A 23,727-nucleotide genomic window follows, 5' to 3' on the forward strand; every position below is an offset into this window, starting at 1 on the left:
GCATGGACGGGGTGCGCGTCGACCGGCTGCCCCTCCCCCGGCCTCCGGCCGGAGGGGCCCACGTACCGCTTCTCCCCCAGCCTCCAGCCGGAGGGACCCCCATCTCGCTGCGCTCGCCGTCCACGGCACCCGTGCTGCACGGCCTGATGGCAGCGGGCGCCTTCGGCACCAGCCTGCTGCCCTACGGCGAGGTGGACGGTCAGGCCGAGGCCGGGCCGTCGACCAGCATGGCCTACACCGACTCCGGGCCCGGCTGGTCGAGCGTGCTGACCGGGGTGTGGCCCGACCGCCACGGGGTCAGGGGCAACGACTTCGCCGGCGCCGACTACGCCCGCCATCCCGACTTCCTCAGCCGCGCCGTCACCGCCCGGCCCGGTCTGCGCGCCGCGGCCGCGGTGTCCTGGCCGGAACTGGTCCGCCGCGGCACCCTCGGCCCCGCCATCGGCCGACGTGTGCACTACGACGGCGAGTCCGACGGCTACGACACCGCCGACCGCCTCGTCGCCCGCACCGCCGCACGCTGGCTCACCGAGGACGACCCGGACGTCGTGTTCGTGTACTTCGGCGCCACCGACGAGGCCGGCCACGCCACGGGACCCCTCAGCCCCGCCTACGACCATGCCCTCCTCACCCAGGACACCCACCTCGGGCGGCTGCTGGAGGCCATCGACGTCCGGCGCTTCGACCCCGCCCATGCGGACGAGCACTGGACCGTGCTGGTCACCACGGACCACGGACACCTCGACACCGGTGGCCACGGCGGCGACACGCCTGCCGAGCGAGAGGTCTTCGTAGTCCTCGCCGAGCCCGGCGCGCCCGGCGGCACCCGGCTCACCACGCCCCGCCTCATCGACATCGCCCCCACCGTCCTGGACCGACTCGGCATCCCCGTCGACCCCGCCTGGGGCCTGCAAGGCCGCGTCCTGGCCGGCTCCACGCCACTTTCGTCACCACCGACTCCGGAATGGCCATGACCGACGCACTCCTCGCCCTGCGCCCCTGGCAGGCCCCTGAACTGACCTCCTGGGGGCGCCTGCCCACGAACGCCGTCGACCGGCGCTCCGGAGCCCTCTCGCTGGACGGCGACTGGCGCTTCCAGCTGCTGCCCGCTCCGGACGCACCGGTCGGCGGGGCCTGGTCCTCGGCGTACGTCCCCGGCGCCTGGACCCTGCAGGACACCGCCGACCTGCCGCAGTACACCAACGTCCGCATGCCGTTCCCCGACGTCCCGCCCGGCACCCCCGCCGCCAACCCGACGGGTGTGTACGAGCGCGAGGTCGACGTCCCCGCCGACTGGGCCGGACGCCGGATCGTGCTCCAGGTCGGCGCCGCCGAGAGCGTGCTCCTGGTGCACGTCGACGGGCGGCCCGTCGGCATCTCCAAGGACTCCCATCTGGCCGCCGAGTTCGACCTCACCGACGTCGTACGCGCCGGTGGGCGGTCGGTACTGCGGCTGACCGTGGTGAAGTGGTCGGACGCCTCGCACATCGAGGACCAGGACCACTGGTGGCACGGCGGGATCACCCGCTCGGTGCTGCTGTACGCGACGGATCCGCTGCATCTGGCCGACGTGACCGTGCGGGCGGGGTACGACGGCGAGCTGTGCGTCGACTGCCGGGTGCGCGACGCGCGCGGCACGCTGCCCGGCGGGTGGTACGTCAGCGCCGACCTGGAGGGAGAGCTCCTCGCACAGGACGCCGAGTTCGACCGCCTCAACGCCGAGGACGAGCGGGTCTCCGACTTCCTCGGCGAGGCCCGCGTCCGGACCACCGTGCCCGAGGTGCGCACCTGGAACGCCGAGACGCCGGAGCTGTACGACCTCACCGTCCGCCTGCACCGCCCCGACGGAACCGTCGCCGACGCCTCGCACCACCGCATCGGCTTCCGCGACGTCCAGATCACCGGCCGCGACCTCCTGGTCAACGGCGAGCGCGTCTACATCCGGGGCGTCAACCGGCACGACTTCCACCCGCTGACCGGCCGCACGGTCTCCCGCGACGACATGCGCGCGGACCTGGTCCTGCTCAAGCGCTTCGGCTTCAACGCGATCCGCACCTCCCACTACCCGGGCGACCCGGCCCTGTACGACCTCGCCGACGAGCTCGGCCTCTACGTCGTCGACGAGGCGGACATCGAGTCACACGACCACGCCCACGAGATCGCCGACGACCCGCGCTATCTGAACGCCTTCGTGGACCGGGTCTCGCGGATGGTGCTGCGCGACAAGAACCACCCGTCGGTCATCATCTGGTCGCTGGGCAACGAGTCCGACTACGGCGCGAACCACGACGCCACCGCGGGCTGGCTGCGCCGGCACGACCCCACCCGGCCCATCCAGTACGAGGGGGCCGCCAAGCTCGACTGGTCGGCGACCGACGACGCCTCCGACATCGCCTGCCCCATGTACGCGCCCATCGAGGACTGCGTCGCCCACGCCCTGTCGGGCCGGCAGACCAGGCCCCTCATCCAGTGCGAGTACAGCCACGCGATGGGCAACAGCAACGGCACGCTGGCGGACCATTGGGCGGCCATCGAGTCCACGCCGGGTCTTCAGGGCGGGTTCATCTGGGAGTTCTGGGACCACGGAATTCTGCAACGCGTGAACGACGGCAGACCCGCCGGGCGCGCGGGCGCCGGGCTGTACGACAACGGTGTCACCGCACCCGGCCACCGCTGGGCCTACGGCGGCGACTTCGGCGAGACGATCCATGACGGCGCCTTCGTCGCCGACGGGGTCGTCTTCCCCGACCGCACCCCTAAGCCGGCGATGTTCGAGCACCGGGAGATCGCGGCGCCCGTCCGCATCGAGTGCTTCCGGCACGAGGGCATCGTCCTCGGCAACCACCAGCACTTCCGCGGCCTGGGCTGGCTGGCCGGCGAGTGGGAGCTGGTTCTGGCCGACGGCAGGAGGCTGACCGCGCCGGCGGACCTGCCCGACCTGTGCCCCGGCCAGACGGCCGCGGTGCCGCTGCCCTTCGAGGTGCCGCAGGACGGCGGTGAGGCCTGGCTGACGCTGCGGGTGACCGTGGCCGAGGACCAGCCCTGGGCGCCGCGCGGCACCGAGGTGTGCGTGCCGCAGGTGCGGCTGCGCGGGCCCGCCGTACGCGAGCAGGTCCTCGTGGACCGGCCCGTCGAGGTGGACGCCGAGGGCCTGCTGGTCCATCCGCTGCTGACGGCCGCCCCGACGCTCTCGCTGTGGCGGGCGCCCACCGACAACGACGAACTCGGCGGCCTCGCCCCGCGCTGGCGGGACTGGGGGCTCGACACGCTCGTCCGCAAGGTCGTGTCGGTCCGCCGGGACAGCGACCGCACGACCGTGGACGCCGAGTACGCCGGCACGGTCGGCGTCGTACGGCACCGGCAGGTGTTCACTCCGGTCGACGGAGGCATCCGGATCGACGAGGAGGCCGAGCTGCCGGACGAGTTCCACGACGTGGCACGGGTCGGCTCGGTCTTCGAGACGGTGGGTGGCCTGGACCTGCTGGAGTGGTTCGGGCAGGGGCCGTGGGAGTCGTATCCCGACCGCAGCGCGGGCGCGCCCGTCGGCCACCACCGCCTCCCCGTCGACGAGTTGTTCACCCCCTACCTGCGGCCCCAGGAGAGCGGCGGCCGGCACGGCGTACGACGGTTCACGCTGTCCGCGCCGGACGCGACCGGCCTGGCGGTCGAGCTGGACCAGCCGCGGCAGGTCTCGGTCACCCGGCATCGCGCCGAGGATCTGACCGCCGCGGCGCACCATGACGAGCTGGTGCCGCGTCCCGGGTGCGTGGTGCACATCGACGCGGCGCACCGAGGGCTGGGCACGGCGTCGTGCGGCCCGGACACCTTCCCCGAGTACCGCATCAAGGCGGGCGTCCACCGCTGGAGCTGGACGCTGCGCGTTCTGTAACCCCCCGCGCCCTTCCCCGTCACCGGGTTCCTCCGAGGATGCCCCGGCCTTCGGGCCGGGGAGGAATCGGACTCCTACGGGGCAGGGCAGGGATGGCCGGATCGCCGTCAGGGCGGTCCGGCGTCCGCCCCGCACGGCGGTGATGCCGCCCATCATGATCGAGAACTCTCAACTGTCAGTCCGCTCGGGTAGGTTCGGATGCATGACGACAGAGGCGACCACGAAGGACACCGGGCATGCCCGGTACACCTTCCGTGTGCGCCTGTCGAACACGGCCGGGCGCCGGCTCGAAGCCGAGTGGGATCGCTGCCGCTGGATCTGGAACGAATGCGTCGCGAAGTCCCAGCAGGTCCACGTGCAGGGCAAAGCGGGTGGCGAGAAGCTGACCTGTGGTCCGGGGCAGCTCGACAGGATGCTGACCGAGGCCCGCGGGGTGTCGCCATGGCTGGCTGAGGGCGCGAGCGTGCCTCAGCAGCAGGTGATTCGGGACTTCGCCAGGTCGAGGGCGAAAGCGCTGAAGGACATCGAGGACCGGCTTCCGATGCACCGGCGGGCCGGGATGCCCAGGTGGAAGAAGAAGCGGGAGGCGCGGCCCAGCCTGAACTACACCCGGCGCGGTTTCCGCCTCAGGGACGGCCGCCTGCACCTTGCGGGCCGGATCGTGCTGACGGTGGTGTGGTCACGGGAGCTGCCCGCCGACCCGTCGAGTGTGCGGGTGTACCAGGACAGCCTCGGCCACTGGTATGCGTCCTTCGTCGTCCCGGCTCAGGTTGAGCCGCTCTGTGAGACCGGCCGCGTCCTCGGGGTGGACTGGGGGGTGACGGAGACCGCCACCACCACCGACGACGCCTACGATCTCCCCCATGCCGAGCACGGCAAGCGGGCCGCGCAGCGGCTGGCGAGGTACCAGCGGATGATGGCCCGGCGGCGCCGTCCGAAGGGACAGCCCGCATCCGCCGGGTACCGCAAGGCCCAGGCACAGGCGGCGAAGCTGCACAAGAAGGTGGCCCGGCAGCGGGAGGACACCGGCCGCAAGTGGGCCAAGTCCGTGATGCGCGGCCACGACGGGGTTGCGGTGGAGGACTTCAGGCCGAGGTTCCTGGCGAAGACCACCATGGCCCGCAAGGCGGCCGATGCCGCCATCGCCACCACGAAGCGTGCCCTGATCGAGATGGGCCGCAAGCACGGGCGGGAGGTCCGTCTTGTGCACCCGGCGCACACCACGATGGACTGTGCCACGTGCGGAGCGAGAACCAAGCACGCACTGCCTCTGTCGATGAGAACGTATGCCTGCACCGTGTGTGGAGCGGTGTCCCCCAGGGACAAGAACTCCGCCCGCGTGATGCTGGTCCGGGCAGGTTGGAACCCGGACGGTGTCGAGGGCGTAAGACCACCGGGGCCGCCGGCTCCGGTGGCGGCCTGAGCCGTAAATCCCCGCTCAACCCTGGAGGGTGACCAACCCCCTCCCTCCAGGGAGGGGAGCCTTCAAGGAGCACACGTGTGTACGTCGCATGACCACAGCCAGGGCGAGGCCGCGCAGGCCGGTGCCGGAAGACGCGGTTTCCTTCGGGCCACCGCGCTGCTGGGCGCCGCCGCCACCGCCTCGGTCGCCCTGCCGGCCGCCGCCGAGGCCGCCTCGCAGAGCGGTTGGCGGCCCGACGCGCAGAGCCGCCGCTTCACCCTCGCGGTGATGCCCGACACCCAGTACCTCTTCGACGGGCCCAGCATCAACCCCGCGCCCATCGAGGCGTCTTTGCGCTATCTGCTGGAGCACGGCGGGGAAGAGAACATCGTCTTCCTGTCCCACCTCGGCGACCTCACGCAGAACGGCGCCAAGGAGGAGTTCGCCGCGATCAGCGAGGCGTTCGGGCTGCTCGACCGGCGGGGCGTCGGCTACAGCGTCCTGGCGGGCAACCACGACATCCGGTCGTCGACGGACGACCAGCGCGGCCCGACCTCGTACCTGGACGCCTTCGGACCGCAGCGGTTCAAGGGCGAGCCGACGTTCGGGGGCGCCTCCCCGGACGGCTACAACACCTACCACCTGTTCAAGGCGGCCGGCCGCGAGTGGCTGGTGCTGGCGCTGGACTGGCGGCTGTCGGCTGTCGGCCAAGGGCTACGCGTGGGCGAGGGAGGTGCTGGCGCGGCACCCGAAGACGCCGGTCATTCTCACGACGCACGAACTCGCCGTGGCGGGCGACCAGTTGTCCGACTACGGACAGCAGTTGTGGGACCAGCTGATCGCCGACCATGAACAGATCTTCCTGACCCTGAACGGTCACTACTGGCCCGCGGGCCGCGCGACCCGCAAGAACGCGGCCGGCAACGAGGTGCATCTGCACCTCACGAACTACCAGAACCGCTACTTCGGCGGCGCGGCGATGATCCGCCTCTACCACTTCGACCTGGACCGGAACGTCATCGACGTGGAGACGGTCTCGCCGTGGATCCTCGGCCGGGCCAAGAAGGGCCTCAACGAGCTGGAACGGCAGGAGATGGAGCTCAGCGGCGACGCGGACCGTTTCTCCGTCGAGATCGACTTCGCCGACCGCTTCTCCGGCTTCGACCCGGTACCGGCCCGCCCGGCGCGCCCGGCCTCGCAGATGCTGGTCCGGGGGACGGTCGCGTACTGGCGCTTCGAGTCGCCCGTGTCCGGCACCGTCCGCGACCTGTCCGGCCACGGCAACGACCTCACCGTGGTCTCGGTGGGCGGCGGCACGCTCGCCTGGTCGGCGGACCACCACCCCGACCAGCCCGGCCACGGCAGCCTGGAGTTCCAGGGCTACAAGTCGCCGCTGACAGGCGCGTATCTGAAGACGGTCGACGGTGCCCCGCTCAATGCGGCCACCTTCGAGAACGGTTACACCATCGAGGCGTTCTACTGGCTGCCCGCCGACTGGGACGCCTCGCGCAACGCCTGGTCCGGCCTGGTGAGCCGCACCGGCCGCAACGGCTCGGTGGGCACGGTCACGGACGACCCGGACGAGCCGCTGGCCACGCTGTCCCTCTCCGACGGTCCCGGCCCGCAGTGGGCCGTCCACCCGCTCAACCAGCAGCAGCTCGTCACCAACTGGGGCGACGAGACCGCCCGCGAGACCTGGTGGCACCTGGCCGTGGTCAACGACGGACGGCACAGACCATGTACGTCCAGGGCTGCCCCGTGGCGCGCAACCCGCACGCCCCCGCGATCGGCATCGCCTCGTCCGGGCGCCCCTGGCTGCTCGGCGGCTACGAGTACGCGGACAGGATCGACCAGATCCTGCACGGGCGCCTCGGCGACGTCCGGATCGTCTCCCGGCCGCTGCCTGTCACCTCCTTCATGACTCACTGACCGGCACGCGGGGCCGGTGCGACACCGGCTCGTCGTCCTGCGCCCACCGGCCGCGGCCGAGCGGCGCGGAGCGGGGTCGTCGGTTACGATCCCGGCCGGGACGAACGGCGGCAGGGTGAGGTGGTCCGTGAGCGAGCGCTCCGCGGCCGACCGTCTGCTGGCCGTGCTCGCCGCGTTCGACCACGAGCACCCCGCCCTGTCCCTGACGGACATCAGCCGCCGGGCCGGGCTCAGCCTGACCACCGCGCACCGGCTGGCGGGGGCCCTGACCGCTTGGGGCGCGCTGGAGCGGGACGCGTCCGGGGTGTACCACGTGGGGCTGCGGCTGTGGGAGGTGGCCGCGCTCGCGCCGCGCGGCCTGGGCCTCAGACAGCTGGCGCTGCCGTACCTGGAGGACCTGTACGAGGCGACGCACGAAAACGTGCAGTTGGCCGTGCGCGACGGCGCGGAGGTCGTCTACATCGAGTGGCTGTCGGCCCGGTCGGCGGTGGGCGTGCACATCCGGGTCGGCGCGCGCTGGCCGCTGCACGCCACGGGCGTGGGGCTCGTCCTCCTCGCCCATGCCGACCCGGATCTGCAGGAGGAGTACTGCGTCGGGCCGCTGGTGGCGTTCACGCCGTACACGATCACGGATCCGGTGCGACTGCGGCGCACGCTCGCCGAAGTGCGCCGGGTCGGCGTGGCCGTGAGCGAGCGTCAGGTGACGGAGGACGCGCTGTCGGTGGCCGCGGCGGTGCGTGGGCCGGACGGGGAGGTGGTGGCGGCGGTGTCGGTGGTGGTGCCCCGGGCGGGCGCCCAGGTGCCGGCGCTGGCTCCGGCGGTACGGCTGGCGGCCCGGGGGATCTCGCGGGCGCTGGGCTGGCGGCCGGAGCGGCGGGCATGAGAAGTGCGCACGCGGGCGGGGTGCCGTTCACCGGGTTCCTCCGAGGATGCCCCGGCCTTCAGGCCATGGAGGAATCGGACTCCTGCGGGGCAGGGTAGGGATGGCCGGATCGCCGTGAGGGCGGTCCGGTGTCCATCCCGCATGGCGGTGATGTCGCCCACTCCACCGCGGTGTTCGGGCACCGGAACACCAGCCACGGCTGCGTCGGGCTGCACGACGCCAAGGGCGCGGGCGACACCTCGGTGGCCGGCTACGAGTTCTACGCGAGCTCGATGCTCGGTGACGTGGTGATCGTGCAGAACTCCGGCGAGAGGACCGTCGACCCGGCCAACGGGCTCAACGGATGGAATCTGTCCTGGGCCGACTGGCAGGCGGGCAGCGCGGTCTGAGCCGGTACGGGCGGCTTCACCCCGTGAACTCCCTTGCGGTTCAAGGACTTTCTTTGTTTCACATCTTGACGGCCGCAGGGGCGGGGAGCACATTGGCGGCACCTTGAGAGCGCTCTCAGGCTCGGCGTGGGAGCGCTCTCACATCCCCCCGCACACTCCCCGTACCTACCGAGAGGCCTCCCATGAGCGAATCCTCCGGCATCCCCAGACCCCGCCCCCTGCGGCGCGCGCTGGTCGCCGCCGTCGCCACGCTCGGCCTGGCGGTGGCCGTCGCCTCGGCCGCCACCGCACCCGCCGGCGCCACCGCGCCCACCCCTCCGTCGGGCTGGTCCCAGGTCTTCCTGGACGACTTCAACGGCGCGGCGGGCTCCGGCGTGGACACGTCCAACTGGCAGTACGACACCGGGACTTCGTATCCGGGCGGGGCCGCGAACTGGGGCACCGGCGAGGTCGAGACGATGACCTCCAGCACGAACAACGTGGCCCTCGACGGCAGCGGCGACCTGCTCATCACCCCGCGCCGCGACGCCTCCGGCAACTGGACCTCCGGCCGGATCGAGACCACCCGGACCGACTTCCAGCCCCCGGCCGGCGGCAAGCTGCGCGTCGAGGCCCGCGTCCAGATGCCCAACGTGACCGGGAACGCGGCCGCCGGCTACTGGCCCGCCTTCTGGATGCTGGGCGCGCCCTACCGCGGCAACTACCAGAACTGGCCGAGCGTCGGCGAGCTGGACGTCATGGAGAACGTCCAGGGCCTGAACAAGACCTGGGCCACCATGCACTGCGGCACCAACCCGGGCGGCCCCTGCAACGAGACCACGGGCCTCGGCAACTCCACGGCGTGTCCCAACACCACGTGCCAGTCGGGCTTCCACACGTACACCATGGAGTGGGACCGCTCGGTGAGCCCGGAGGCGATCCGCTTCTACGTCGACGGCGTCAACTACCAGACCGTCACGGCGAACCAGATGGACGCCACCACCTGGGCCAACGCCACGAACCACGGCTTCTTCGTCATCCTGAACGTGGCGATGGGCGGCGGCTTCCCCGGGGCCTTCGGCGGCGGCCCGACCAGCGCCACGGAGCCCGGTCACCCGATGGTCGTCGACTACGTACAGGTCCTGCAGTCCTCGGGCAGCGGCGGCGGCACCACTCCCCCGCCGCCCGGCAACCGCGACGCCTACAGCGCCGTCCAGGCCGAGTCCTACGACAGCCAGTCCGGCATCAGCACCGAGGCCACCACGGACACCGGCGGCGGACAGGACATCGGCTGGATCGCGAACGGCGACTGGGCGCTGTACAAGGGCGTGAACTTCGGCTCCACGGCGGCCACCCAGTTCTACGCCCGGGTGGCGAGCGGCGCGGCCGACGGCGTCAGCGGACTGGTCGAGGTACGCCTGGACAGCCGGAGCAACGCCCCGATCGGCAGCTTCGCCGTCGGCAACACCGGGGGCTGGCAGTCCTGGCGGACGATCCCGGCCAACATCGGCTCGGTCACCGGCACCCACGACGTGTACCTGACCTTCACCAGCGGCCAGCCGTCCGACTACGTGAACGTCAACTGGTTCGACTTCGGCCACTGATCGGCCGGCGACCGGGGGTTGGCCCGCACCCATGGGCCAACCCCCGACTCGTCGTGTGCGGGACGGTCGGGGCGGGGGGAACGGGTGCGCTACCGCAGCTCCGCCCGGAACGCCACCGGCGTCTGACCGGTGTGCAGATGGAAGAACTTGGTGAAGTTCGCCGCGTCGGGAAAGCCCACGGCCGCGCCGACACGGCCGATCGGCAGGTCGGTGTGGGCGAGGAGGCGCTTGGCCTCCAGCACGACCCGTTTGTCGATGAAGCCCTTGGGGGTCTCGCCGGTGGCGGCGCGGACGGCGCGGACGAGGGTGCGGCGGGAGTAGCCGAGGGCGTCGGCGTAGGCGCTGACACTGTGGTTGGCGGCGAAGCCCTGCTCGACGGCGTCCCGGAAGCGGGTGAAGGTGCTGTCCGTCTGCTGCCGGTCGGCCTCGGCGGAGCTGGCCGCGAGGTGCGCGAGGCGCAGCAGGACCGCGGTGAGGGTGTGCCTCAGGACGGCGGTGTGCAGGCTGAGCGGGAGCGTGGCGGTGTCCTCGTACTCGCGCCGCAGCTGGTCGAGGGAGGCCTGGAGCGCGGCGAGCCGGTCCGGGTCGGGGTGCAGCAGGGGCGGGAGGTCGTAGCGGTACAGGCCGGTGGCCTCGACGGTGGCGCGCGGCAGGAAGCCGGGCTGCATGGTCAGGACGGTTCCGCGGTACACGGCCTCGCGGGAGAAGCGGTGGACCTGTCCGGGGCGGATCCACAGCAGGTCGCCGGCGTCGGCCTCGTACTCGGCGAAGTCGATCATGTGCCGTACGGGGCCGTCGGTGAACAGCATGATGACGTGGAAGTCGATGCGGTGGACGCGGTGCAGGGGGGCGTCGGCGTGCCAGGTGTGGTCGTCGCCCAGGGGGCCGACCTGCATGCCGACGCCGCCGACGGCCAGTTCGGTCGGGAAGGGGAAGGTCTTGATGCCCTCGCCGCCGGCGCTCGGTCCCTCACCTCGGGGCGTTCTGTCAGCCATGTCCTTTTCGAGCCGTCCCTGTCGCGCGATCACTGTCCCAGATTCACCACAGGCTGACACACCCCGACCTTTCCTCGAAAAAGTCAGACTTTTAAGTTTGAACGCGTCAGGCCAGCCATCCCGCACTGAACGAGGACTTCTTGAAGATGACCACGCAGACTTCCGACGGCTTCGAGTGGACCGACCTCGACCGGCGTGCCGTGGACACCGCCCGTCTGCTGGCGGCCGACGCGGTGCAGAAGGTGGGGAACGGGCACCCGGGCACGGCGATGAGCCTGGCACCTGCCGCCTACACGATCTTTCAGAAGGTGATGGGTCACGATCCCGCCGACCCCGAGTGGACCGGCCGGGATCGTTTCGTTCTGTCCCCCGGCCACACCTCGCTGACGCTGTACACGCAGCTCTTCCTCTCCGGGTACGAGCTGGAGCTGGACGACCTGAAGGCGTTCCGCACGCACGGCTCCAAGACCCCGGGCCACCCCGAGTACGGCCACACCGCCGGCGTGGAGACCACCACCGGCCCGCTCGGCCAGGGTGTCGCCAACGCGGTCGGCATGGCGATGGCGGCCCGCTACGAGCGCGGCCTGTTCGACCCGGAGGCCCCCGCGGGCACCTCCCCCTTCGACCACACCATCTGGGCGATCGTCTCCGACGGCGACCTGGAGGAGGGCGTCTCCGCCGAGGCCTCCTCGCTCGCCGGCCACCAGAAGCTCGGCAACCTGGTCTTCCTCTACGACGACAACCACATCTCCATCGAGGGCGACACCGCGACCGCCTTCTCCGAGGACGTGCTGAAGCGGTATGAGGCCTACGGCTGGCACACCCAGCGCATCGAGCCCACCGCCGACGGCGACATCGACGTGCCCGCCCTGTACGCGGCGCTGACGGCCGCGCAGGCCGAGACCCAGCGGCCCTCCATCATCGCGATGCGCACGATCATCGCCTGGCCCGCCCCGAACGCCCGGAACACCGAGGCCTCCCACGGCTCCGCGCTCGGCGAGGAGGAGATCGCCGCCACCAAGCGCGTGCTCGGCTTCGACCCGGAGCAGACCTTCCAGGTCGAGGACGACGTCCTGAAGCACACCCGGCGGGCCCTGGACCGGGGTGCCGAGGCCCACGCCGCCTGGGACAAGCGGATCGCCGAGTGGCGTGCCGCGCAGCCGGAGCGCGCCGAGCTGTTCGACCGCGTCAGCAAGGGCGAGCTGCCCGAGGGCTGGCAGGACGCGCTGCCGGTGTTCGAGGAGGGCAAGTCGGTCGCGACCCGTGCCGCCTCCGGCAAGGTGCTGCAGGCCCTCGGCCCCGTCATCCCGGAGCTGTGGGGCGGCTCCGCCGACCTCGCCGGCTCCAACAACACCACCATCGACAAGACCAGCTCCTTCCTGCCGAAGGGCAACCCGCTGCCCGAGGCCGACCCCTACGGCCGTACCGTCCACTTCGGCATCCGCGAGTTCTCCATGGCCGCGGAGATGAACGGCATCGCCCTGCACGGCAACACCCGGATCTACGGCGGCACCTTCCTGGTGTTCTCCGACTACATGCGCAACGCCGTCCGCATGGCGGCGCTGATGCAGCTGCCGGTGACGTACGTGTGGACGCACGACTCCGTCGGTCTCGGCGAGGACGGCCCCACCCACCAGCCGGTCGAGCACCTGGCCTCGCTGCGCGCGATCCCGGGCCTGAACGTCGTCCGCCCGGCCGACGCCAACGAGACCGCGGTGGCCTGGGCCGAGATCCTGAAGAGGCACACCGTGAACCCCGCCCCGCACGGGCTCGCGCTCACCCGCCAGGGCGTGCCGGTGTACGCGCCGAACGAGGACGCGGCCAAGGGCGGCTACGTGCTGCGCGAGTCCTCGACCGAGGTCCCGGAGGTGATCATCATCGCGACGGGCTCCGAGGTGCAGCTGGCCGTGGCCGCACGCGAGCAGCTCCAGGCCGAGGGGATCGGCACGCGCGTGGTGTCGATGCCGTCCGTGGAGTGGTTCGAGGAGCAGCCCCGCGAGTACCGCGAGCGGGTGCTGCCGCCGGCCGTGAAGGCCCGGGTCGCCGTCGAGGCCGGGATCGGTCTGACCTGGTACCGGTACGTGGGCGACGCGGGACGCATCGTCTCCCTCGAGCACTTCGGCGCCTCCGCCGACGCGGGGACCCTGTTCGCCGAGTTCGGCTTCACCCCCGAGAACGTCGCCGCCGCGGCCCGCGAGTCCCTCGCCGCCGCGCGCGCCTGACACCGACGCCCGATACGACCCGAAAGAAGAATGATCACTGTGACCGAAGCAATCGCGACCCCGGGAGCCCTCAAGCGCCTCGCCGACGAGGGCGTGTCGATCTGGCTCGACGACCTGTCGCGCAAGCGGATCACCTCGGGCAGCCTCGCCGAGCTGGTGGCGAGCGGGAGCGCCGTCGGTGTCACCACGAACCCCTCGATCTTCCAGGCCGCCATCGGCTCCGGCGAGGGCTACGAGGAGCAGCTGGCCGACCTCGCCGTACGCGGTGTGACCGTGGACGAGGCGGTGCGGATGATGACGACCGCCGACGTGCGCGACGCCGCCGACATCCTGCGCGAGGTGTACGACGCCTCCGGCGGCCGGGACGGCCGGGTCTCCATCGAGGTCGACCCGCGCCTGGCGCACGACACGAAGGCGACCGTCGCCGAGGCCAAGCAGCTCTTCTGGCTGGTCGACCGCCCCAACGTGATGATCAAGATCCCGGCGACCAAGGCGGGTCTGCCGGCCATCACCGAGGTCATCGGGCTCGGCATCAGCGTCAACGTCACGCTGATCTTCTCCCTGGAGCGCTACCGTGAGGTCATGGCCGCCTACCTGGCCGGCCTGGAGAAGGCCCGCGAACGCGGCATCGACCTCGCCACGGTCCACTCGGTGGCGTCCTTCTTCGTCTCCCGTGTGGACACCGAGATCGACAAGCGGCTCACCGCCCTCGGCACCGACGAGGCCCTGGCCGTCAAGGGCCGCGCGGCCCTCGCCAACGCCCGGCTCGCCTACGAGGCGTACGAGGAGGTCTTCGCCTCCGACCGCTGGGTCGCGCTCGCCGGTGCCAAGGCCAACAAGCAGCGCCCGCTGTGGGCCTCCACGGGGGTGAAGGACCCGGCCTACAAGGACACCCTGTATGTGGACGAGCTGGTCGCGCCGGGCACGGTCAACACCATGCCGGAGGCCACCTTGAACGCCGTCGCCGACCACGGGGAGATCACCGGCGACACGGTGACCGGCGGCTACGCGCAGGCCCGCGCCGACCTGGCCGCCGTCGAGCGGCTCGGCATCTCCTACGACGCGGTCGTCCAGCAGCTGGAGGACGAGGGCGTCGCCAAGTTCGAGGCGGCCTGGCGGGAGCTGCTGGAGGCCGTGACGACGTCCCTGAAGAGCAAGGGAGTTGACGCCCGATGACCGAGAACGCCCCCGCCGCCGAGCCGCCCGCACCCAAGGCTCCCGCACCCGAGGCGGTGCAGGTCCCGGTGGCCCCGGCCGCCGACTGGGAGAACCCGCTGCGGGACACCCGCGACCGCCGGCTCCCGCGGATCGCCGGCCCGTCCGGGCTGGTCATCTTCGGTGTGACCGGTGACCTGTCCCGCAAGAAGCTGATGCCGGCCGTGTACGACCTCGCCAACCGCGGCCTGCTGCCGCCGGGCTTCTCCCTCGTCGGGTTCGCCCGCCGCGAATGGGAGGACCAGGACTTCGCGCAGCTCGTGCACGACGCCGTGAAGGAGCACGCCCGCACCCCGTTCCGCGAGGAGGTGTGGCAGCAGCTCGCCGAGGGCATGCGGTTCATCCCCGGCGACTTCGACGACGACACCGCCTTCAAGCAGCTGAAGGACGCGGTGGAGGAGCTGGACGCCTCCCGCGGCACCGGCGGCAACTTCGCGTTCTACCTCTCGGTGCCGCCCCGGTTCTTCCCGAAGGTCGTGCAGCAGCTGAAGAAGCACGGCCTGGCGAGCCCGCCGAAGGGTTCCTGGCGGCGCGCGGTCATCGAGAAGCCGTTCGGCCACGACCTGGCCAGCGCCCGCGAGCTGAACGCGATCGTGCACGACGTGTTCGAACCGGACCAGGTGTTCCGCATCGACCACTACCTCGGCAAGGAGACCGTCCAGAACATCCTGGCGCTGCGCTTCGCCAACCAGATGTACGAGCCGATCTGGAACCGCAGTTACGTCGACCACATCCAGATCACCATGGCCGAGGACATCGGCATCGGCGGCCGCGCCGGTTACTACGACGGCATCGGCGCCGCCCGTGACGTCATCCAGAACCACCTGCTGCAGCTGATGGCGCTGACCGCCATGGAGGAGCCGATCGCGTTCGACGCGGAGGCGCTGCTCACCGAGAAGCTGAAGGTGCTGAAGTCGGTGCGGCTGCCGCGGGACCTGGGCAGGCACACCGTGCGGGCCCAGTACGCGGGCGGCTGGCAGGGCGGCGAGAAGGTCGTCGGCTACCTCCAGGAGGAGGGCATCGACCCGAAGTCGAAGACCGACACCTTCGCCGCGATCAAGCTGGGCATCGACAACCGCCGCTGGGCGGGCGTCCCCTTCTACCTGCGCACCGGCAAGCGGCTGGGCCGCCGGGTCACCGAGATCGCGGTGGTGTTCAAGCGGGCCCCGCACTCCCCCTTCGACTCCACCGCCACCGAGGAACTCGGGCAGAACGCGATCGTGATCCGCGTCCAGCCCGACGAGGGCATGACCGTGCGGTTCGGCTCCAAGGTGCCGGGCACCTCGATGGAGATCCGGGACGTGTCCATGGACTTCGCGTACGGCGAGTCGTTCACCGAGTCCAGCCCGGAGGCGTACGAGCGGCTCATCCTGGACGTGCTGCTCGGCGACGCGAATTTGTTCCCCCGTCACCAGGAAGTGGAAGAGTCCTGGAAGATCCTCGACCCGATCGAGGAGTACTGGGCGGCGCACGGGCGGCCGGCGCAGTACGCGTCGGGCAGCTGGGGACCGAGGGAAGCGGACGAGATGCTCGCACGAGACGGACGGAGCTGGCGCAGGCCATGAAGATCGACCTGACCGACACCACGGCAAGCAAGATCAACAAGGCGCTGGTGCAGGGCCGCCGCGCCATCGGCACCCCGGCCGTGGGCATGGTCCTGACGATGGTCATCGTCACGGACGAGGAGAACGCCTACGACTCGATCAAGGCCGCGGAGGACGCCTCGCACGAGCACCCCATGCGGACCCTGGTCGTCATCAAGCGGCACGTCCGCACCCTGCGCGACCGCACCCACTCGCGGCTGGACGCCGAGGTCCGGGTGGGCTCCGAGGCCGGCACCGGCGAGACGGTCGTGCTGCGCACCTACGGCGAGGTGTCCGACCACGCCGACTCGGTCGTGCTGCCGCTGCTGCTGCCGGACGCGCCCGTCGTGGTGTGGTGGCCGGTGGACGCCCCCGACGCCCCGTCCGAGGACCCGCTCGGTGCGCTCGCACAGCGCCGGATCACCGACCTGTACGCGTTCGAGCGGCCGATGGAGGTCCTGGAGACCCGCGCCCGCAACTACGCCCCCGGCGACACCGACCTCGCCTGGACCCGGCTCACGCTGTGGCGGTCGATGCTGGCGGCCGCCCTGGACCAGGCCCGGGTGCGGATCACGTCGGCGGCCGTCGAAGCCGAGGCGGACAACCCCAGCGCCGAGCTGCTGGCCCGCTGGCTGGAGGCCCGCCTGCAGGTGTCCGTGGACCGCGTGGTCACCGCCGGACCGGTCGTCACCGCCGTACGGCTGGGCACCCAGAACGGCGAGATCCGCATCGACCGCCCCGAGGGCCCCCTCGCCACGCTGTCCCTGCCCGGCCAGCCGCCGCGCACCCTGGCCCTGAAGGTCCGCCCCACCTCCGAACTCATCGCCGAGGAACTGCGCCGCCTCGACGCCGACGAGATGTACGCCATCGCCCTCAAGGGCGAGGCCGCCAAGGAGAACGCCTGAGATGGCCGAGTCCGAATTTGTGAAGCTCACCAACCGGCCCGAGTGGACGGCCCTCGCCGACCACCGCGCCGAGGGGCAGCCGCACCTGCGCGAGCTGTTCGCGGCGGACCCCGGCCGAGCCGAGCGGTACGTCGTACGGGTCGGCGACCTGTACATCGACTACAGCAAGCACCTGATCACCGACGAGACCCTGGCCCTCCTCCAGGAACTCGCCACCGCCACCGGCGTGTTCGCACTGCGCGACGCCATGTTCCGCGGCGAGAGGATCAACGTCACCGAGAACCGTGCGGTCCTGCACACGGCGCTGCGCGCCCCGCGCGACGCGGTGATCGAGGTCGACGCGGAGAACGTCGTGCCGAAGGTGCACGCCGTCCTCGACAAGCTGGCCGACTTCGCCGGCAAGGTCCGCTCCGGCGAGTGGACCGGCCACACCGGCAAGCGCATCAGGAACGTCGTCAACATCGGCATCGGCGGCTCCGACCTCGGCCCCGCGATGGCCTACGAGGTACTGCGCCCCTACACCGCACGGGAGTTGACGTTCCGGTTCGTGTCGAACGTGGACGGCGCCGACCTGCACGAGGCCACCCGTGACCTGGACCCGGCGGAGACGCTGTTCATCGTCGCGTCCAAGACGTTCACCACGATCGAGACGATCACCAACGCGACCTCGGCGCGCTCCTGGCTGCTGACCGCCTTCGACGGCGACGAGAAGGCCGTCGCCCGGCACTTCGTGGCGCTGTCCACCAACGCGGAGAAGGTCACCGAGTTCGGCATCGACCCGGACAACATGTTCGAGTTCTGGGACTGGGTCGGCGGGCGCTACTCGTACGACTCCGCGATCGGCCTGTCCCTGATGATCGCCATCGGCCCGGAGCGGTTCCGGGAGATGCTCGACGGCTTCCGGCTGGTCGACGACCACTTCCGCACCGCACCCGCCGAGGCCAACGCCCCACTGCTCCTAGGTCTGTTGGGCATCTGGTACGGCAACTTCCACGACGCCCAGTCACACGCCGTCCTGCCCTACAGCCACTACCTGTCCAGGTTCACCGCCTATCTCCAGCAACTGGACATGGAGTCCAACGGCAAGTCGGTGCAGCGCGACGGCCGGCCGGTGGAGTGGCAGACCGGGCCGGTGGTGTGGGGCACGCCCGGCACCAACGGCCAGCACGCCTACTACCAGTTGATCCACCAGGGCACCAAGCTGATCCCGGCGGACTTCATCGGCTTCGCCGAGCCCGTCGGCGAGCTGAGCGAGGAACTCAAGGCGCAACACGACCTGTTGATGGCCAACTTCTTCGCCCAGACCCAGGCCCTCGCCTTCGGCAAGAGCGCCGAGGAGGTCCGCGCGGAGGGCGTCCCCGAGGAACTGGTCTCGCACAAGACCTTCCGGGGCAACCGGCCGACGACGACCATCCTGGCGAAGGAACTCACCCCGTCCGTCCTCGGCCAGCTCATCGCGCTCTACGAGCACAAGGTGTTCGTGCAGGGCGCGGTGTGGAACATCGACTCCTTCGACCAGTGGGGCGTGGAGCTGGGCAAGGTCCTCGCCAAGCGCGTCGAGCCCGCGCTCACCGAGGGCGCGGACGTCCCGGGTCTCGACCCGTCCACCACGGCCCTCGTCGCCGCCTACCGCACGCTCAAGAACGCATCGGAAGTGAACTGATATGCAGCTCGGTCTCATCGGTCTCGGCAAGATGGGCGGCAACATGCGCGAGCGGATCCGCCGCGCCGGCCACACCGTCCTCGGTTACGACCGCAACCCCGAGGTCTCCGACGTCAAGTCCCTCGCCGAACTGGTCGAGAAGCTGGACGCGCCCCGCCACGTGTGGGTGATGGTCCCGGCCGGCACCGCCACGCAGACCGTCATCGACGAGCTCGGCGACCTGCTGGAGCCGGGCGACACCGTGATCGACGGCGGCAACTCCCGCTGGACGGACGACGAGAAGCACGCCGCCGCCCTCGGCATCAAGGGCATCGGCTTCGTCGACGCCGGTGTCTCCGGCGGTGTGTGGGGCCTGGAGAACGGCTACGCCCTCATGGTCGGCGGCGACAAGCAGCACGTCGAGCCGCTGAAGCCGATCTTCGAGGCGCTCAAGCCGGAGGGCCCGTACGGCTACGTCCACGCGGGCCGGGTCGGCGCCGGGCACTTCTCCAAGATGGTCCACAACGGCATCGAGTACGCCATGATGCAGGCCTACGCCGAGGGCTGGGAGCTGCTGGAGAAGGTGCACTCGGTGGAGAACGTCCGCGAGGTGTTCCGCTCCTGGCAGGAGGGCACCGTCATCCGTTCCTGGCTGCTGGACCTCGCGGTCAACGCCCTGGACGAGGACGAGCACCTGCAGAAGCTGCGCGGCTACGCGGAGGACTCCGGCGAGGGCCGCTGGACCGTCGAGGCGGCGATCCACAACGCCGTGCCGCTGCCCGCGATCACCGCCTCCCTGTTCGCCCGGTTCGCCTCCCGGCAGGACGACTCCCCGCAGATGAAGATGATCGCCGCGCTGCGCAACCAGTTCGGCGGCCACGCGGTCGAGAAGAAGGGCTGACCCGCCGTGGGGGACCTCCTGCTGGTCCGCCACGGTGAGACGGAGTGGAGCCGGTCGGGACAGCACACCAGCTGGACCGACCTGCCCCTGACCGGGCCCGGTGAGGAACAGGCCAAGTCCCTCGCCCCGCTCCTCACCGGCCGGACCTACGCCCTGGCACTCGCCAGCCCGCTGGGCCGCGCGCTGCGCACCGCCGAACTGGCGGGCCTGACCGGGGTCGTGCCCGACCCCGACCTGCACGAGTGGGACTACGGCGGCTACGAGGGCGTCACCACGGTCGACATCCACCGCACGCGCCCCGGCTGGGACCTGTGGACCGACGGCGTGCCGCCCGGACCCGACGGGCACCCGGGCGAGTCACCGCCGGAGGTCGGCGCCCGCGCCGACCGGGTGCTGGCCCGGCTGTCCCCGGCCCTGGCGGAGGGGGACGTGGTCCTCGTCGCCCACGCCCACTTCCTGCGGGTGCTCACCGCCCGCCGGCTGGGTCTGCCGCCCGCCGAGGGCCGGCTGTTCCAGCTGGCCACGGGCACGGTCAGCCGGCTGTCCACCGAGCACGGGCGGCCCGTGATCGCCGAGTGGAACAGACGGCCGTAACGGCTCCCGCTCGGCAAGTCCCGTTGTGCGCGGCCCGGTTTACTGTGTTCCTCCGAGGATGCCCCGGCCGTCAGGCCGGGGAGGAATCGGACTCCTGCGGAGCAGGGCAGGGATAGCCGGATCGCTGTCAGGGCGATCCGGCGCCCCGCCCCGCACGGCGGTGATGCCGCCCACCATGATCAAGAACTCTCAACTGTCAGTGCTCTCAGGTAGGTTCGGATGCATGACGACAGAGGCGACCACGAAGGACACCGGGCATGCCCGGTACACCTTCCGTGTGCGCCTGTCGAACACGGCCAGGCGCCGGCTCGAAGCCGAGTGGGATCGCTGCCGCTGGATCTGGAACGAGTGCGTGGCCAAGTCCCGGCAGGTCCACGTGCAGGGCAAAGCGGGTGGCGAGAAGCTGACGTGTGGTCCGGCTCAGCTCGACAAGATGCTGACCGAGGCCCGCAGGGTGACGCCCTGGCTGGCTGAGGGCGCGAGCGTGCCGCAGCAGCAGGTGATTCGGGACTTCGCCAGGTCGAGGGCGAAAGCACTGAAGGACATCAAGGACCGGTTGCCGCAGCAGCGCCGGGCCGGGATGCCCCGCTTCAAGAAGAAGCGGGAGGCGCGGCCCAGCCTCAACTACACCAAGCGCGGTTTCCGCCTCAGGGACGGCCGCCTGCACCTGGCGGGCGGGATTGTGCTGAGGGTGGTGTGGTCGCGGGACCTGCCCGCCGACCCGTCGAGTGTGCGCGTGCACCAGGACACGCTCGGGCACTGGTATGTGTCCTTCGTCGTTGCCGCGCAGAGCGAACCGCTCGCCCCCACGGGGCGCGTGCTCGGGGTGGACTGGGGTGTGAAGGAGACCGCCACCACCACCGACGACGCCTACGATCTCCCCCATGCCGAGCACGGCAGGCGGGCCGCGCAGCGGCTGGCGAGGTACCAGCGGATGATGGCCCGGCGCCGGCCTTCGAAGGGACAGCCCGCATCCGCCGGCTACCGCAAGGCGCAGGCACAGGCGGCGAAGCTGCACAAGAAGATCGCGCGGCAGCGGGAGGACACCGCCCGCAAGTGGGCCAAGTCCGTGATGCGCGGCCACGACGGGGTTGCGGTGGAGGACTTCAGGCCGAGGTTCCTGGCGAAGACCACCATGGCCCGCAAGGCGGCCGATGCCGCCATCGCCGCGACGAAGCGTGCCCTGGTCGAGATGGGCCGCAAGCACGGGCGGGAGGTCCGTCTCGTGCACCCGGCGCACACCACGATGGACTGTGCCACGTGCGGAGCGAGAACCAAGCACGCACTGCCTCTGTCGATGAGAACGTATACCTGCACCGCGTGCGCAGCGGTGTCCCCCAGGGACAAGAACTCCGCCCGCGTGATGCTGGTCCGGGCAGGTTGGAACCCGGACGGTGCCGAGGGCGTAAGACCACCCGAGCCGCCGGCTCCGGTGGCGGCCTGAGCCGTAAATCCCCGCTCAGCCCTGGAGGGCGACGCATCCCCTCCCTTCAGGGAGGGGAGCCTTCAACCCTGGTGAGCCGGGCCGCAGTGGTACAGCAGCCGGATCCGGTCGCCGGGGTCGTAGGCGGCCGGCGGGACGAGCGCGCAGTGGGTGGCGGTCCAGCGCAGCAGCACACCGACGGGACGGGCGGCCGCGAGGGCGCCGGGACGCAGGTCGGCACGCGGCACGAGGACGTAGTGCAGCCGTCCGGTGTCCACCAGCTTCCGGAAGGCGGCCGGCGCCGGGTAGGGGACGCGGCCGGTGAAGCCGCCCATCGGCAGCACGGACGCGTCGGCGGCGATGACGTACGGCGCGGCGCTCTGCCAGCCGGGTACGGCGGCCAGGTAGCGGGCGCCGTCGCGGTGCGCGGTCAAGTAGGCCAGCAGCCGCAGGCGTTGGGGGCCGAGGGTGGTCGACGCGGTGCCGGTGCCGGTGCTGGTCGGGCCGACCCGGCCGAAGGAGCCGGGCTGGTTGTAGCGCAGGGACAGCGCGGACGCCGTCCAGACGGCGGGGACCAGCAGGACTGCGGCGAGGGCGGTGGCGAGCGCGGCCCGCGGCCGGATGCGGCGGGCGGCCTCGCCGGAGCGCCGGCGCAGTTGCGCGAGCAGCAGCGCGAGCAGGCCGAGGACGGCCGCGCAGGGCGCCGACCAGGGCTGGAAGCGCGGGTACCACAGCGTCAGGGCCGCGCACCAGACGACGTTGACGGCGATGACGGCGGCGAGCGCGCGGGAGTGGCGGGCCTGGACGACACCGGTCGCGGCGAGGGCGGCCACGGCCACCGCGACGACGCCCATGTAGTAGGTGTGGCCGGTGACGCTGCCGAGGCTGAAGACCACGAAGAAGGTCACGAGCCACACGCCCCACAGCACGTGTCCGGCGAGCAGCCGGTCGGTGCGCGGCACCCTGCGCCGGCGCAGCGCCAGCAGCCCTCCGACGAGACCGAGCGCGGCCAGCGGGTACAGCCAGCCGGTCTGGGTGGCGAGGCCGGGGCTGAACATCTTCCCCATGCCGTCGCCCATGCCCGGCCCCAGGTGGGCGCCCGCACGGACCGCGCGGCCGGCATCGACGCTGCCGGTGCCGGCCGCGTCGATGCCGACGGCGTGGAAACGGTTCAGGAAGTTGTAGCCGACGACCAGCGCGAACGGCGAGTCGTCGGTGGTGCCGTCGAGGTACGGGCGAGCGCCCGCCGGGGTGAGGGCGGCCACCAGCATCCACGACACCGACACCGCCACGGTCACCGCTCCGGCCAGCGCCACATGGCCGATACGGCGGCGCGGCGCGGCGGGCGCGGCGACGAGGTAGGTCGCGGCCAGCGCGGGCAGCACCGCCCACGCCTCCAGCATCTTGCACTGGAAGGCGAGGCCCACCCAGACGCCCGCGAGCAGCAGGGTGCGCGGGCGGGCCTTCTCGGTGGCCCGCCAGGTGGCCTCGGCGGCCAGCAGCAGGAGCAGCACGAACGGGGCGTCCTCGGTGACCGATCGGCCGAGGCCCACCGTCACCGGGGTCAGCGTCAGGAACGCGGCGGCCAGCAGCCCGGCGGGCATCCCGGCCCAGCGGCGCACCAGCAGATGCAGCAGCAGGACACAGCCCACCATCTCCAGGGCCTGGGGCAGCACCAGCGCCCACGGGTGGAAGCCGAACAGCAGCGCCGCGAGCGCCTGCGGCCACAGGAAACCGGGCAGTTTGTCCAGCGTGATGGAGCCGGCCGGGTCGAAGGAGCCGTAGAAGAAACCGGCCGGGCTGTCCGTCATGCTGCGCACCGCGCTCGCGTAGAAGGCGTGGTAGGTGCTGTGCTCCAGGCCCCACAGGCACAGCACGGCGGCGAGTGCGGCGATGGCGGCGAGCACCGGCCGCTCGTAGCGGTCGGCACGGGTGGCCGGGGGCCGGGGGGGCGGGGTGGCCGGCGGCGGGGCGGTTGCGGTCGGCGGCAGGTGGGGCCGCAGCAGCGGGCGGCCGGCGGGGATCGGCATGGGGGTTCCAGGCACCCGGTACGGGACACTCGGGTCCGGGACACCGGGTATGTCCTGGACCGTGCGAGTATCGGCCGCCGGAACGAAGGGCGGCGGGTGCCGGGGCCGGGTCTCACCGAGGTTTCACCGCGGGCTCACCGGC

General features: G+C 71.6%; 15 protein-coding genes and 2 pseudogenes. 15 read left to right on the plus strand and 2 right to left on the minus strand.

The window, feature by feature from the left end:
* Nucleotides 1-2 precede the first annotated feature (2 nt).
* The 7 genes and pseudogenes from ACIBJF_RS18385 (at nt 3) to ACIBJF_RS18415 (ending at nt 10,075) form a co-directional block, all read left to right on the plus strand.
* Nucleotides 3-974: an alkaline phosphatase family protein gene (locus tag ACIBJF_RS18385; protein WP_399174850.1), complete on the plus strand. Its 972-nt coding sequence runs from the start codon at nt 3-5 to the stop codon at nt 972-974.
* The gene (locus ACIBJF_RS18390) at nt 971-3,889 is read left to right on the plus strand and encodes a glycoside hydrolase family 2 TIM barrel-domain containing protein (RefSeq protein WP_399174778.1); all 2,919 of its coding nucleotides are present in this window, start codon (nt 971-973) and stop codon (nt 3,887-3,889) included. The genes ACIBJF_RS18385 and ACIBJF_RS18390 overlap by 4 nt, the downstream gene beginning before the upstream one ends.
* A gap of 202 nt (nt 3,890-4,091) precedes the next feature.
* Nucleotides 4,092-5,312, plus strand: a complete 1,221-nt coding sequence (locus ACIBJF_RS18395; protein ID WP_399174779.1) for an RNA-guided endonuclease InsQ/TnpB family protein — start codon at nt 4,092-4,094, stop codon at nt 5,310-5,312.
* Between the two features lie 75 nt (nt 5,313-5,387).
* Nucleotides 5,388-7,220, plus strand: a pseudogene (locus ACIBJF_RS18400) (LamG-like jellyroll fold domain-containing protein).
* Between the two features lie 127 nt (nt 7,221-7,347).
* On the plus strand, nt 7,348-8,103 hold the full coding sequence (locus ACIBJF_RS18405) for an IclR family transcriptional regulator (protein ID WP_399174781.1): 756 nt from the start codon (nt 7,348-7,350) through the stop codon (nt 8,101-8,103).
* 161 nt (nt 8,104-8,264) lie between these two features.
* Nucleotides 8,265-8,492: pseudogene (locus ACIBJF_RS18410) on the plus strand (hypothetical protein); the annotation flags it as partial.
* Between the two features lie 182 nt (nt 8,493-8,674).
* Nucleotides 8,675-10,075, plus strand: coding sequence for a glycoside hydrolase family 16 protein (locus ACIBJF_RS18415; protein ID WP_399174783.1), 1,401 nt, complete (start codon nt 8,675-8,677; stop codon nt 10,073-10,075).
* A gap of 89 nt (nt 10,076-10,164) precedes the next feature.
* Here the strand turns inward: ACIBJF_RS18415 and ACIBJF_RS18420 are convergent, their stop codons facing one another.
* Entirely contained in the window at nt 10,165-11,070 is a 906-nt protein-coding gene (locus ACIBJF_RS18420) for a helix-turn-helix domain-containing protein (protein WP_399174785.1), read from the minus strand.
* Between the two features lie 146 nt (nt 11,071-11,216).
* Between ACIBJF_RS18420 and tkt the strand changes: the two genes are divergently transcribed.
* The 8 genes from tkt to ACIBJF_RS18460 all read left to right on the plus strand — a co-directional run bounded on the left by tkt (nt 11,217) and on the right by ACIBJF_RS18460 (nt 21,576).
* Nucleotides 11,217-13,292, plus strand: a complete 2,076-nt coding sequence (gene tkt, locus ACIBJF_RS18425; protein ID WP_399174787.1) for a transketolase — start codon at nt 11,217-11,219, stop codon at nt 13,290-13,292.
* A 30-nt stretch (nt 13,293-13,322) separates the two neighbouring features.
* A complete protein-coding gene (gene tal, locus ACIBJF_RS18430) occupies nt 13,323-14,468 on the plus strand; it encodes a transaldolase (RefSeq protein WP_399174788.1) in 1,146 nt (381 codons plus the stop codon).
* Nucleotides 14,465-16,072 (plus strand): glucose-6-phosphate dehydrogenase, encoded by a 1,608-nt coding sequence (gene zwf / locus ACIBJF_RS18435; RefSeq protein ID WP_365322974.1) that lies wholly within the window; start codon nt 14,465-14,467, stop codon nt 16,070-16,072. The genes tal and zwf overlap by 4 nt, the downstream gene beginning before the upstream one ends.
* Complete coding sequence (gene opcA, locus ACIBJF_RS18440; protein ID WP_399174791.1) at nt 16,069-16,995, plus strand: glucose-6-phosphate dehydrogenase assembly protein OpcA; 927 nt, start codon at nt 16,069-16,071, stop codon at nt 16,993-16,995. The genes zwf and opcA overlap by 4 nt, the downstream gene beginning before the upstream one ends.
* Before the next feature lies 1 nt (nt 16,996).
* Nucleotides 16,997-18,658: a glucose-6-phosphate isomerase gene (gene pgi / locus ACIBJF_RS18445; protein WP_399174794.1), complete on the plus strand. Its 1,662-nt coding sequence runs from the start codon at nt 16,997-16,999 to the stop codon at nt 18,656-18,658.
* 1 nt (nt 18,659) lies between these two features.
* Complete coding sequence (gnd, locus tag ACIBJF_RS18450) at nt 18,660-19,538, plus strand: phosphogluconate dehydrogenase (NAD(+)-dependent, decarboxylating) (protein ID WP_356311003.1); 879 nt, start codon at nt 18,660-18,662, stop codon at nt 19,536-19,538.
* Between the two features lie 6 nt (nt 19,539-19,544).
* Nucleotides 19,545-20,132: a histidine phosphatase family protein gene (locus ACIBJF_RS18455; RefSeq protein WP_399174796.1), complete on the plus strand. Its 588-nt coding sequence runs from the start codon at nt 19,545-19,547 to the stop codon at nt 20,130-20,132.
* Nucleotides 20,133-20,355: 223 nt separating this feature from the next.
* Nucleotides 20,356-21,576 carry an RNA-guided endonuclease InsQ/TnpB family protein gene (locus ACIBJF_RS18460; protein WP_399174798.1) on the plus strand — a complete coding sequence of 407 codons (1,221 nt, stop codon included), beginning with the start codon at nt 20,356-20,358 and terminating at the stop codon, nt 21,574-21,576.
* Nucleotides 21,577-21,638: 62 nt separating this feature from the next.
* Here the strand turns inward: ACIBJF_RS18460 and ACIBJF_RS18465 are convergent, their stop codons facing one another.
* A complete protein-coding gene (locus ACIBJF_RS18465) occupies nt 21,639-23,585 on the minus strand; it encodes an ArnT family glycosyltransferase (RefSeq protein ID WP_399174800.1) in 1,947 nt (648 codons plus the stop codon).
* Between the last annotated feature and the right edge of the window lie 142 nt (nt 23,586-23,727).

Origin of the sequence: Streptomyces sp. NPDC050743, assembly GCF_044456925.1 — a bacterium.
Classification (GTDB): domain Bacteria; phylum Actinomycetota; class Actinomycetes; order Streptomycetales; family Streptomycetaceae; genus Streptomyces.

Coding starts and splice junctions, on each gene's coding strand:
- ACIBJF_RS18385 (WP_399174850.1), top strand. CDS start 3: ATGGACGGGGTGCGCGTCGACCGGCTGCCCCTCCCCCGGCCTCCGGCC.
- ACIBJF_RS18390 (WP_399174778.1), top strand. CDS start 971: ATGACCGACGCACTCCTCGCCCTGCGCCCCTGGCAGGCCCCTGAACTG.
- ACIBJF_RS18395 (WP_399174779.1), top strand. CDS start 4,092: ATGACGACAGAGGCGACCACGAAGGACACCGGGCATGCCCGGTACACC.
- ACIBJF_RS18415 (WP_399174783.1), top strand. CDS start 8,675: ATGAGCGAATCCTCCGGCATCCCCAGACCCCGCCCCCTGCGGCGCGCG.
- ACIBJF_RS18420 (WP_399174785.1), bottom strand. CDS start 11,070: ATGGCTGACAGAACGCCCCGAGGTGAGGGACCGAGCGCCGGCGGCGAG.
- tkt (WP_399174787.1), top strand. CDS start 11,217: ATGACCACGCAGACTTCCGACGGCTTCGAGTGGACCGACCTCGACCGG.
- tal (WP_399174788.1), top strand. CDS start 13,323: ATGATCACTGTGACCGAAGCAATCGCGACCCCGGGAGCCCTCAAGCGC.
- zwf (WP_365322974.1), top strand. CDS start 14,465: ATGACCGAGAACGCCCCCGCCGCCGAGCCGCCCGCACCCAAGGCTCCC.
- opcA (WP_399174791.1), top strand. CDS start 16,069: ATGAAGATCGACCTGACCGACACCACGGCAAGCAAGATCAACAAGGCG.
- pgi (WP_399174794.1), top strand. CDS start 16,997: ATGGCCGAGTCCGAATTTGTGAAGCTCACCAACCGGCCCGAGTGGACG.
- gnd (WP_356311003.1), top strand. CDS start 18,660: ATGCAGCTCGGTCTCATCGGTCTCGGCAAGATGGGCGGCAACATGCGC.
- ACIBJF_RS18460 (WP_399174798.1), top strand. CDS start 20,356: ATGACGACAGAGGCGACCACGAAGGACACCGGGCATGCCCGGTACACC.
- ACIBJF_RS18465 (WP_399174800.1), bottom strand. CDS start 23,585: ATGCCGATCCCCGCCGGCCGCCCGCTGCTGCGGCCCCACCTGCCGCCG.